Source organism: Aquipseudomonas alcaligenes NBRC 14159 (genome assembly GCF_000467105.1).
Classification (GTDB): Bacteria; Pseudomonadota; Gammaproteobacteria; order Pseudomonadales; family Pseudomonadaceae; genus Aquipseudomonas; species Aquipseudomonas alcaligenes.
This window is the reverse complement of record NZ_BATI01000016.1, coordinates 157499-168507: the sequence shown is the minus strand read 5'-3', so window position 1 is coordinate 168507 and position 11009 is coordinate 157499. Positions and strand designations below refer to the sequence as shown.

12 protein-coding genes and 1 tRNA gene are annotated in these 11009 nt (G+C 66.6%); 7 read left to right on the top strand and 6 right to left on the bottom strand.

The features are described 5' to 3' along the window. Positions 1–19 precede the first annotated feature (19 nt). Positions 20–304, top strand: a complete 285-nt coding sequence (locus PA6_RS10890) for a hypothetical protein (protein ID WP_021700971.1) — start codon at positions 20–22, stop codon at positions 302–304. A 292-nt stretch (positions 305–596) separates the two neighbouring features. Here the strand turns inward: PA6_RS10890 and PA6_RS10885 are convergent. The 4 genes from PA6_RS10885 to PA6_RS10865 all read right to left on the bottom strand — a co-directional run bounded on the left by PA6_RS10885 (position 597) and on the right by PA6_RS10865 (position 2851). Beyond that, a tRNA-Arg gene (locus PA6_RS10885) sits at positions 597–673 on the bottom strand. A 158-nt stretch (positions 674–831) separates the two neighbouring features. After that, complete coding sequence (locus tag PA6_RS10875) at positions 832–996, bottom strand: rubredoxin (protein ID WP_021700970.1); 165 nt, start codon at positions 994–996, stop codon at positions 832–834. Next, positions 993–1712 carry an NAD(P)H-dependent oxidoreductase gene (locus tag PA6_RS10870; RefSeq protein ID WP_021700969.1) on the bottom strand — a complete coding sequence of 240 codons (720 nt, stop codon included), beginning with the start codon at positions 1710–1712 and terminating at the stop codon, positions 993–995. The genes PA6_RS10875 and PA6_RS10870 overlap by 4 nt, the downstream gene beginning before the upstream one ends. An 83-nt stretch (positions 1713–1795) precedes the next feature. Continuing rightward, the gene (locus tag PA6_RS10865; RefSeq protein WP_021700968.1) at positions 1796–2851 is read right to left on the bottom strand and encodes a fatty acid desaturase; all 1056 of its coding nucleotides are present in this window, start codon (positions 2849–2851) and stop codon (positions 1796–1798) included. On the opposite strand from PA6_RS10865, the gene PA6_RS23395 reads away from it, so the two are divergent. The 4 genes from PA6_RS23395 to gabT all read left to right on the top strand — a co-directional run bounded on the left by PA6_RS23395 (position 2850) and on the right by gabT (position 7258). Next, positions 2850–2996, top strand: coding sequence for a hypothetical protein (locus PA6_RS23395; RefSeq protein WP_155948008.1), 147 nt, complete (start codon positions 2850–2852; stop codon positions 2994–2996). The two genes, PA6_RS10865 and PA6_RS23395, sit on opposite strands and share 2 nt — an antisense overlap. Next, positions 2989–3996 carry an AraC family transcriptional regulator gene (locus tag PA6_RS10860; protein WP_021700967.1) on the top strand — a complete coding sequence of 336 codons (1008 nt, stop codon included), beginning with the start codon at positions 2989–2991 and terminating at the stop codon, positions 3994–3996. The genes PA6_RS23395 and PA6_RS10860 overlap by 8 nt, the downstream gene beginning before the upstream one ends. A 330-nt stretch (positions 3997–4326) precedes the next feature. Then, entirely contained in the window at positions 4327–5778 is a 1452-nt protein-coding gene (gabD, locus tag PA6_RS10855) for an NADP-dependent succinate-semialdehyde dehydrogenase (protein WP_021700966.1), read from the top strand. A 202-nt stretch (positions 5779–5980) separates the two neighbouring features. After that, complete coding sequence (gene gabT / locus PA6_RS10850; RefSeq protein WP_021700965.1) at positions 5981–7258, top strand: 4-aminobutyrate--2-oxoglutarate transaminase; 1278 nt, start codon at positions 5981–5983, stop codon at positions 7256–7258. Between the two features lie 258 nt (positions 7259–7516). Here the strand turns inward: gabT and PA6_RS10845 are convergent, their stop codons facing one another. Beyond that, entirely contained in the window at positions 7517–8113 is a 597-nt protein-coding gene (locus tag PA6_RS10845; protein ID WP_021700964.1) for a 2-hydroxychromene-2-carboxylate isomerase, read from the bottom strand. Between the two features lie 155 nt (positions 8114–8268). Further along, complete coding sequence (locus PA6_RS10840) at positions 8269–8997, bottom strand: SDR family oxidoreductase (protein WP_021700963.1); 729 nt, start codon at positions 8995–8997, stop codon at positions 8269–8271. Positions 8998–9081: 84 nt separating this feature from the next. Between PA6_RS10840 and PA6_RS10835 the strand changes: the two genes are divergently transcribed. Beyond that, complete coding sequence (locus PA6_RS10835) at positions 9082–9642, top strand: TetR/AcrR family transcriptional regulator (protein ID WP_021700962.1); 561 nt, start codon at positions 9082–9084, stop codon at positions 9640–9642. 142 nt (positions 9643–9784) lie between these two features. After that, the gene (locus PA6_RS10830; RefSeq protein ID WP_021700961.1) at positions 9785–11008 is read left to right on the top strand and encodes an HDOD domain-containing protein; all 1224 of its coding nucleotides are present in this window, start codon (positions 9785–9787) and stop codon (positions 11006–11008) included. Position 11009 lies beyond the last annotated feature (1 nt).

The window sequence follows — 11009 nt, the reverse complement described above, 5'->3', positions numbered from 1 at the left end:
TTTCCTGAGGAGTACTTACATGAGACTGATCAAGCGCAGCAACGTCACGCACCTGCATCCGGCGATGGAAGCTCGTGAACACCAGTACTTGAAGCATTTGGCCTCTGCCATGAGCCACTACCTCGAGAGCCCCAACGGCAATGAGCTGGTCTGCATCCTTGGTTCCGGCTACGAGAAGAACAACCGTCAGGCTCTCGATACCTGGGTCGCCTATCACCGTAATGAGGTCTTCGAGAAACGGTTGGAGGGGCGCAGCCCGCTGGACTTCCTGATCGAAAAGCTGGAGAGCATGCTCAACAACTAAAGTAACGAAGGGGCCGAAAGGCCCCTTCTGCTTAGGTGCTTTCAGATAGTTTGGGAGTTGTGCCTGATTGTGGCTAATACTCAATCTCTGCGAAGTAACCGGCATGCCATCTCACCGTGCGGCACGCTTTGGGCACAGAATTGGCACAGCGTGAAAAGCCGCCGCTAGATGACACTGAGTGCAGTGCTCATCGCAGCCTGAGAGCTGGCATCAAGGGAATTTTGCTGGAGGGCGCCGATTCAGCAGCGGAAGCGGCGAAGCCTTAGAAAAAGGCCATTGAATCAAGAGGATATGGCGCACCTGGCGGGATTCGAACCCACGACCCTTGCCTTCGGAGGGCAATACTCTATCCAGCTGAGCTACAGGTGCGTATGTGTTGCGGCGAACTATTTGACCACTAGCCTGCACCCTTCTCAACTCGATGATCACTGCCTTCGGAGGGCAGTACTCTATCCAGCTGAGCTACGGATGCGTTGCGGGGCGCAATCATACGCATCCGCTTCGCGGGCGTCCATGCGGGCTGTCGGTCAGAGCTCCTGCATGGCGAAGTCGGCCTTGCTTACCCCGCAGTCGGGGCACAGCCAGTCATCCGGCACCTCGGCCCAGGGCGTGCCGGCGGGAATGCCGTCGTCCGGCCAGCCTCTGGCTTCGTCGTAGATCAGGCCGCAGATCACGCAGATCCAGGTCTTCATGCCGGCACCTCCGGGCGCAGTGGATGGAGGCCACGGTCGAAGTCGGCCAGCGAGGGGAAACGCAGCGGTGCGACACTTTCCAGTCGCAGCAAGTAGTCGCGGTACTGATCAAGGATCACGCCACGCGCCTCGGGGCTGACATAGGGCACGTGGTAAGCAGCGAACGGCGGCAGCACCTGCATGCCGACATAGGCCAGGGTGCCGCGCTGCAGCGGGCGCAGCATGGGCTCCCAGTCGCCGTGCACGGCATCTTCGTCCTCGAACATGTGCTGCTGGCCGCCGAGGCTGAAGCTGAGCAGCGCACGCTTGCCGGCCAGGCCGCCGCGGTCGTAGAAGCGCAGGCCGCCGTAGCAGGTACCGGAGACCAGCACGCGGTCGATCCAGCCCTTGAGCATGGCCGGCAGCGAACACCAGAACAGCGGAAAGTTGAGGATCAGCAGGTCCGCCCACAGCAGCTTGTCCAGCTCGGCGGCAATGTCCGCGGCGATAACGCCAGCCTTGACCGCCTCGCGCTGTTCCAGGGCGTAGACCAGGTAATCGGGATTGCTGCGAGCCTGAAAGTCGGCGGCGCTGGCCACTGGATTCCAGTTCATCGCATAGAGGTCGGAGACCTGCACGGCATGGCCGGCACCCTCCAGGGTGGCGACGGCCAGGTCCTTCATGGCGGTGCAGAAGGACTGCGGCTCGGGGTGGGCGTGGACGATCAGGGTGTTCATGGGCAATTCCGGGAGCGGCAATAGGAGAGCGACCCTCTCCCTGGCCCTCTCCCATGAATGGGAGAGGGGACTAACAGCGGGGCTCAGGCGACCTGCTGGGTCGTGGCGCTGGTCGGCTTCTCTTGCGCCCGCCAGCGGTTGGCACGGGCGAAGGTGCCGAAGTCGTTGAAGCGCACGCCCATCTCGCGCATCACCTTGTGCGCCACCGGCGCGGTCAGCTGGCGGATGTAGAACGGCTCCTTGACCACGAAGTGGTGGATGCCGTGGGTGCTGCCGAAGTTGAAGCAGAACGCCTGCAGCGGCCACAGCCACCAGGGGTTGAGCACCTGGGTCTGCTGGATCACGTTGCCCAGCTCGACGTCGCCGTAGTAGTGCATGTTGGAACTGACGAAGTGCAGGCAGAAGGTGCGCAGCACGTTGGGGCCGACCAGCACCACCACGGCAAAGGTCACGCCATCCATCACCACCAGCGTGGTGGCCGACCAGGTGATAGGCGCACCGGCGACGGAGGCCACGAAGTCGATCAGGTGGAAGCCGAGGAACACATACCAGGTGCCCCAGTTGAGCAGGCCCAGCGGCGCATAGCCGACCAGGGTACGGCTGACGATCATCTTGCGGCGCTCCCAGGTCGGCGCCCGCAGGAAGCGGATCAGCGAGGACATCAGGTTGTCGCCGACCATCAGCAGGCGGGCGAAGCCCCAGGGCTCGCCGTTGGTGATGGCGCGCTCCTCGAGGTCGGTCTCGGTGCCGGACACCTTGTGGTGGTTCAGGTGCAGGTGACGGCGGATCCACGGGTTGATCGTGCTCGGCCGCGCCAGCCACACCAGCGCCATCATCAGGTTGTGCGGCACGCGCTGCTTGCGGAAGTACATGGAGTGGATCAGGTCGTGCTCCAGCTCGTGGGTCAGCGAGGCGAAGAAGGCGTTGGCCAGCAGGCAGGCCCACCAGGCGATCGCACCCTCGGCATACAGCCAGGCGCTGCCGAGCATGCCAGCCAGGGCGAAGACGAGGATGCCGGCGCCGAGGGCGTCTTGGTGCTGCAGGATCGGGTAGCGCCGGCGCAGCTCGTCGCCACGGGTCATCACCACGGCGCGGATATGCGCCGAGCGTTGCTGGTGGGTTGCAGGAGTCGGGGTCATGCACGCATCCTCTTGTGGCGGCACCGGGCGGGGCGTCGCGCATCGTGGTTGTGATTCAGGCCAGGCTAGGGTGCCGCTGCAGGCACCTGGCCGCTCGACCGACCACGCCAACCTGTTGACCGAGAATGCCAACCTGCATGACTGAAGCCTCCACCCTGGCCAGCTGGACCCGCGCCCTGCGTCGCCAGCTCGATGCCCTCGGCCTGGACAGCACCGCCCTGTGCCAGGCCGCCGGCCTCGACCCGGCGCTGATGGACGACCCCAACGCGCGCTATCCGCTGCACGCCACCACCCACCTGTGGCAGCTGGCGGTCGACGCCAGCAGCGACCCGACCCTGGGCCTGCACACCTCCCGTCACGTCGCGCCCACCACCTTCCACGCCCTGGGGCTGGCGGTCATGGCCAGTGGCAGCCTGCGCGAAGTGTTCGAACGCATCGTGCGCTACCACCGGGTGGTCAGCGATGCTCTGGTGCTGGAGCTGCGCGAGGCGGGCGAGGTCTGCGAACTGCATTTCCGCCTGCCGCCGGGGGCGCCGGCACCGGCGCCCGAGGCCATCGACGCCTTCGCTGCGATCTATGTGCGCACCTGCCGCAATCGCCTGGGTCGCGACTATGCGCCGCTGGCCGTGCACCTGCGCCGGCCACCGCCGGTCGACGCGCGGCCCTGGCAGGCGGTGTTTCGCGCGCCGGTGCACTTCGCCGCCGCCGAAGACATGCTGTGCTTCGCCCGTGCCGACCTCGACCAGCCGCTCCCCGACGGCAACCCGGAGCTGGCCGCGCATAACGAGGCGGTGCTGCGCAAACGCCTGGAGGCGCTGCAGCCGGACACCGTGGCGCGCCGCCTGCGCCGCGCCCTGGAACAGTGCCTGCCGAATGGCGAGCCCTCCGCCGAGGCGCTGGCCCATGGCCTGCACCTGAGCCTGCGCAGCCTGCAGCGCCACCTCAGCGAGGAAGGCAGCAGCTACGAGCAGGTGCTGGCCGACACCCGTCGCGACCTGGCCCTGCAGCACCTGGCCGAGGCCGACTGCGCCATCGGCGAAGTGGCCTACCTGCTCGGCTTCGCCGACAGCAGCAGCTTCAGCCGCGCCTTCAAGCGCTGGACCGGGCAGAGTCCCAGCCAGTACCGGGATTCGCTACGCGACTGATCTGTAGCGCGTGGCGAACGGCACTACAGTGCGAACTGGCACGCGCGTTCTTTATATCGAACACCCGCCACACCTGTGCCCGGCATCCCTCTCGCGCCCGCAATCCGCGGCCTGCCTCGCTCGCCGCGATGCAGTCGAACAAAATGGACGGCACGGCCGGGGCCTCATACTTTTTGGTTATTTTGTTGGTTTTATCGAACAAGGCTATTGCCCTTTGTCGGCGCTGGCCCTAGCATTCGTTTGACATTTCAAACGCCTGCCCGCCTCTTGGCGGGCTACCTTTATGCCCTTACTGCCTTGCCTCCGTGGTGGCGCGTACAGGAGAACGCCATGCAACTGAAAGACGCCCAGCTGTTCCGCCAACAGGCCTTCATCGACGGCCAGTGGCTGGACGCCGACAGCGGCCAGACCATCGCCGTGAACAACCCGGCCACGGGCGAGATCCTCGGCAGCGTGCCGAAGATGGGTCGCGCCGAAACCCGCCGCGCCATCGAAGCCGCCGAGCGCGCCCTGCCGGCCTGGCGTGCGCTGACCGCCAAGGAGCGTGCAGGCAAGCTGCGCAAATGGTTCGAGCTGATCATGGCCAACCAGGACGACCTGGGCCGCCTGATGACCCTGGAGCAGGGCAAGCCGCTGGCCGAAGCCAAGGGCGAAATCGCCTATGCCGCCTCCTTCATCGAGTGGTTCGCCGAGGAAGCCAAGCGCATCTATGGCGACACCATCCCCGGCCACCAGCCGGACAAGCGCATCATCGTGATCAAGCAGCCGATCGGCGTGACCGCGGCCATCACCCCGTGGAACTTCCCGGCGGCGATGATCACCCGCAAGGCCGGCCCGGCGCTGGCGGCCGGCTGCACCATGGTGCTCAAGCCGGCCTCGCAGACCCCGTATTCCGCCCTGGCCCTGGCCGAACTGGCGCAGCGTGCCGGCATCCCCGCCGGTGTGTTCAGCGTGGTCACCGGTAGCGCCGGCGAAGTCGGCGGCGAGCTGACCAGCAACCCGATCGTGCGCAAGCTGACCTTCACCGGCTCCACCGAGATCGGTCGCCAGCTGATGGCCGAATGCGCCCACGACATCAAGAAGGTGTCTCTGGAGCTGGGCGGCAACGCGCCGTTCATCGTCTTCGACGACGCCGACCTGGATGCCGCCGTGGAAGGCGCGCTGATCTCCAAGTACCGCAACAACGGCCAGACCTGCGTCTGCGCCAACCGTCTGTACGTGCAGGACGGCGTGTACGACGCCTTCGTCGACAAGCTCAAGGCCGCCGTGGCCAAGCTGAAGATCGGCAACGGCCTGGAAGAAGGCACCACCACCGGCCCGCTGATCGACACCAAGGCTGTGGCCAAGGTCGAGGAGCACATCGCCGACGCTCTGGGCAAAGGCGCCAAGCTGGCCGTCGGCGGCAAGCCGCACGCCCTGGGCGGCAGCTTCTTCGAGCCGACCATCCTGGTCGACGTGCCGAACAACGCCGCCGTGGCCAAGGAAGAAACCTTCGGCCCGTTGGCCCCGGTGTTCCGCTTCAAGGACGAGGCCGAGGTGATCCGCCTGGCCAACGATACCGAGTTCGGCCTGGCTTCCTACTTCTACGCCCGCGACCTGGGCCGCGTGTTCCGCGTGGCCGAGGCCCTGGAGTACGGCATGGTCGGCATCAACACCGGCCTGATTTCCACCGAAGTGGCGCCGTTCGGCGGCGTGAAAGCCTCCGGCCTGGGTCGCGAAGGCTCCAAGTACGGCATCGAGGACTACCTCGAAATCAAATACATGTGCCTCGGCGGCGTATAAGCCGCCCGGGTAACGAATCCGTGGGTGTCGGGTGACAGGCAGGAGTCGTGGTCACCCGGCGTCGGCGTTTCCGGTGGTGGCACCGGCTAACCCAGCCGACGGCCAGCGAGTAGACGGCAGTTCGATCATCGTTAGCTGCAGCGTCGCCCGCCCCGTCATCATCCTTGGAACGAGCCGTGAACTGCGGCTTATGAGGACCACAATGAGCAAGAACGAATCCCTCCTGCAACGTCGCCAGGCCGCCGTGGCCCGTGGTGTCAGCCAGATCCACCCGATCGTCGCCGAGCGCGCCGAGAACGCCACCGTGTGGGACGTCGACGGCCGCGAGTACATCGACTTCGCTGGCGGTATCGCCGTGCTGAACACCGGCCACCTGCATCCGAAGGTGATCGCCGCCGTGCAGGAACAGCTGACCAAGCTGACCCACACCTGCTTCCAGGTGCTGGCCTACGAGCCCTACATCGCCCTGTGTGAAGAGATCGCCAAGCGCGTACCGGGCGACTTCGCCAAGAAGACCCTGCTGGTCACCTCCGGCTCCGAAGCCGTCGAGAACGCCGTGAAGATCGCCCGTGCCGCCACCGGCCGCGCCGGCGTGATCGCCTTCACCGGCGCCTACCACGGCCGCACCATGATGACCCTGAGCCTGACCGGCAAAGTGGTTCCGTACTCCGCCGGCATGGGCCTGATGCCGGGCGGCGTGTTCCGCGCCCTGGCACCCTGCCCGCTGCACGGCATCAGCGAAGACGAGTCGATCGCCAGCATCGAGCGCATCTTCAAGAACGACGCCCAGCCGCAGGACATCGCCGCCATCATCATCGAGCCGGTGCAGGGCGAGGGTGGCTTCTACGTCAACTCCAAGCCGTTCATGCAGCGCCTGCGCGCCCTGTGCGACCAGCACGGCATCCTGCTGATCGCCGACGAAGTGCAGACCGGTGCTGGCCGTACCGGCACCTTCTTCGCCACCGAGCAGCTGGGCATCGTGCCGGACCTGACCACCTTCGCCAAATCGGTTGGCGGCGGCTTCCCGATCTCCGGCGTGTGCGGCAAGGCCGAGATCATGGACAGCATCGCTCCGGGCGGCCTGGGCGGCACCTATGCCGGTAGCCCGATCGCCTGCGCCGCGGCCCTGGCCGTGATGAAGGTGTTCGACGAGGAGAAGCTGCTGGAGCGTTCGCAGGCCGTGGGCGAGAAGCTCAAGGCCGGCCTGAATGCCATCGCCGCCAAGCACAAGGTGATCGGTGACGTGCGCGGCCTGGGCTCGATGGTTGCCATCGAGCTGTTCGAGGGCGGCGACCACAACAAGCCGGCCGCCGAGCTGGTCGGCAAGATCGTTGCCCGTGCGCGCGAGAAGGGCCTGATCCTGCTGTCCTGCGGCACCTACTACAACGTGATCCGTTTCCTCATGCCGGTCACCATCCCAGATGCCCAGCTGGAAAAAGGCATCGCCATCGTCGCCGAGTGCTTCGACGAACTGGCCTAAGCGTTATGGCTCCCGCGCAGCGGGAGCCTCGATCCTGCGTGTCGCCCCTGCCGGGGCGATGCCCGATTCGCCTGTGGCTCACCAGGTCAGGCGTCTCCCTCATGACCCGCCCTTCGGCGGGTCTTTTTTTGTCTGCCGCTTGCTGTAGCCAGGATGCCATCCGGGAAGCAGGCAACACCGCCCCCGGATTGCATCCGAGCTACACCAGCGCTAAGGCCTGCAGCGCTTCGCGGGCTGGGACGGGGGAGAGAAAAGATCTCACCCCGCCTGCAGCGCCTCGCGCACGAAGTCCAGGCGGTCCTGGCCGAAGAACAGCTCGTTGCCGACGAACATGCTCGGCGCCCCGAACACGCCGCGCTTGATCGCCTCGTCGGTGTTGGCCTTGAGCGCGTCCTTGATCGCCTGCTCGGAGATCAGCCCCAGCAGCTGCTGAGGGTCGAAACCACCGGCGGCCAGCACCTCGCCCAGCACGGCCGGGTCGCCGAGATTGCGCGCCTGCACCCACATGGCCTCGAAGATCAGCTGGAGGAAAGCCTCGAAACGCTCCGGCAGGCGCTGCTGTACGGCCACCGCCGCGCGCATCAGCGGCAGGGTGTTGATCGGGAAATGCGGATTGAACTGCATCGGTACCTGGTAGCGCCGGGCATAGCGCGCCAGGTCCTGCAGCATGAAGCGGCCCTTGGCCGGAATGGTCACCGGCGAGGCGTTGCCGGTGGCCTGGAACACTCCGCCGAGCAGCATCGGCTTGTACACCAGGGTCGCGCCTTCCTCGGCGCAGAGCCTGGGCAGCTGGGTCCAGGCCAGGTAGGTGGTGGGGCTGCCGAAATCGAAGTAGAACTCGACGGTCTTGCTCATGGAGTGTCTCTCTTTTGTGCTTGTTGTTATCGGCCTGGAAGCGGGGCTGAGCGAAAGGCGCTCAGGCTAGGCGGCGGGGCGGGGAGAAAGCGCAGTTGGCTGTGCCGCCAATGAGCACCTCGCCAACGACGCCTTAGCGCCGCGCCGCCCGCCGTTCACCATTTTTCCATCCAGGGGCGCAGATCCAGCTCGAAGGTCCAGGCATCGCGCGGCTGGGTGTGCAGGAACCAGTAGTTGTCGGCAATATGCTCTGGATCGAGGATACCGTCCTGGTCCTTGCGTGCGTAGATATCGGGGAAGGTGTCGCGGATGAAGGCGGTGTCGATGGCGCCGTCCACCACCACGTGGGCGACATGGATGTTCCGCGGCCCAAGCTCGCGCGCCATGCTCTGCGCCAGGGCGCGCACGCCGTGCTTGGCGCCGGCGAAGGCGGCGAAGTGGGCGGCGCCGCGCAGGCCGGCGGTAGCGCCGGTGAAGAGGATGGTGCCACGGCCGCGGGTGACCATGCGCCGCGCCACCGCCTGGGCGGTGAGGAAGGCGGAGAAGCAGGCCATCTCCCAGATCTTGAAGTACTTGCGCGCGGTTTCCTCGAGGATGCTGCACGGCACGTTGGCGCCGATGTTGAAGACGAAGGCCTCGATCGGGCCGATGTCGCGCTCGATGCCCTCGACCAGCGCGGCGACCTCCTCCTCCTTGCGTGCGTCGGAGGCGAAGCCGTGGGCCTCGCCTCCGGCGGCACGGATCTCGTCGACCAGCGGCTGCAGCTTGTCGGCGCTGCGCCGGGTCACGCAAGCCACATAGCCCTCGCGGGCGAAGCGCTTGGCGATGGCCCCGCCGGTGGCGTCGCCGGCGCCGATAACCAGCACCACTTTCTTGTCGCTCATGCCGCTCACCTCATTTGATAAACGATCGTTTAGTTAACGGACGTTATGTTACGCTTCCGGCATTCGTCAAGCAGGAGTTCCGTCATGCGCTATTCCGCCGAACACAAGGCGCAGACCCGCGACAAGCTGCTCGCCAGCAGCGGCGCGCTGGCCAAGCGCGGCGGCTTTTCCGCAACCGGGGTGGATGGCCTGATGAAGGCCATCGGCCTTACCGGCGGCGCCTTCTATGGTCATTTCGCCTCCAAGGACGCGCTGTTCGCCGCCATCGTCGAGCGCGAGCTAAGCCATAGCGTGGCACTGCTGGGCGCCGCCGGCTGCGCTGCCGACAAGCTGCAGCGTTGCCTGGACATCTACCTCAACATGCAGCACGTCGAGCAGCCCGACAGCGGCTGCGCCCTGCCCACCCTGGGCGCGGAAATCGCCCGCGCCGACCTCGCCGTACGCGAGACCGCCGAGCACTGGCTGGTGCGCCTGCAGCAGGCCTGGGGCGAGGTCCTCGGCGACCCGCAGCTGGCCTGGGCAATCCTCGCCCAGTGTGTCGGTGCGCTGCTGGTGGCGCGCATGCTCGCCACGCCGCAGCGCCAGGAAGAAGTGCTGAATGCCAGCCGCCGCCTGCTGGATCGCCAGCTCGCCAGCGGTAACTGAACCTCAGCGGCTGGCGACCGGCCCTGCCTGCCGGACAATAGACGGCGGTATTTCGTCGGACATGGCTGGCTTGGCTTCGGCGAATACGTAGAATGCGCGCCCCGCGCTTTTACGCCATTATTTTGCCACTATCGAGTTCCTCATGTTTGCCGCGGCTGCCGTACCCGATGTTCTGATTGCCGAGGCCGACCCCTGGACCGCCGACCTCCTGGCACAACTGGTACTGGCGGCACGCCCGGATGCGCATATCCAGCGCTTCACGGATGGCGAAGCCGCGCTGGCCCGCTGCCGGCGCAAGCTGCCCGACCTGGTCATCGCAGACGGCGAGCTGCCAGGGCTGGACGGCATCGAGCTGCTCCGTCAGCTGCGCCGCCACCCGCGCATTCCGGCGCTGCCCTGCGTGCTGATCAGCAGCCGGGTAGATGCCGCCAGCGTACGTGCGGTGCTGCCGCTGGCACCTGCCGCCTACCTGGCCAAGCCGTTCAATGCCGAGCAGCTGCGCCAGCGCCTCGACGGCCTGCTGCCGGCGGCCTGCAACGAGAGCCTGGCCGCACCGGCGGCGCTGCTGGTGAGTGATCTCGGCCAGTACCTCGACGATGTGCGCGAAGAAGGCCAGGGCGCGCCGCTACTGGCCGACATCCGCGGCGCCGTAAGCAGCAGCCTGCAGGCCTACGACACCGACCTGGGCCAGCTGGCACGCGAATTCGCCCGCGACCCGCAGATCACCGCCCGCCTGATCGCCGCAGCCAACAGCGCTGCCGAGCAGCGTGGCGGCATCTGCCAGACGCTCACCCAGGCCCTGCAGCGCATCGGCGTGGCCCGCGCGCTCAACCTGGTGCTGGGCATGGCCGTCCAGCGCAATGCACGGCTGCAGGACCCACGCCTGGCCGAGCTGGCCAGCCAGGTGGGCGAACAGGCGCAGCGCAGCGCCGAGCTGGCCCACTGGCTGGCCGCCCAACTGCGCCTGGATCATGAGCTGTGCTACACGGCAGGACTGCTGCACAACATCGGCGAACTGGCCCTGCTGCGCAGCCTGCAGGACTGGCAGGAAGCCGGCGGCGAGCTGGGCAACGACGACATCGAGCAGGCCCTGCGTCGGCGTGCGGCCGGCTTCGGCTCGGCGTTGCGCATCCGCTGGCGCCTGCCATTCGGCCTGCGCGAGCTGATCGCGGCGTACTACGCCCTGGGCAGCGGGGTCTTTTCCCGCGAGGCACTGGTGCTCAACCTGGTGGCCCAGCTGCTGGCACTGCCAAGCAACCAGCCACTGGACAGCCTGCTGGAAAGCCGACCGGCGCGCATGCTCGGCCTGCGCCAGGATTTCCTCGGGCGGATTCCCGAACACCTGCTGGGCCGCCACGACGGTTGAC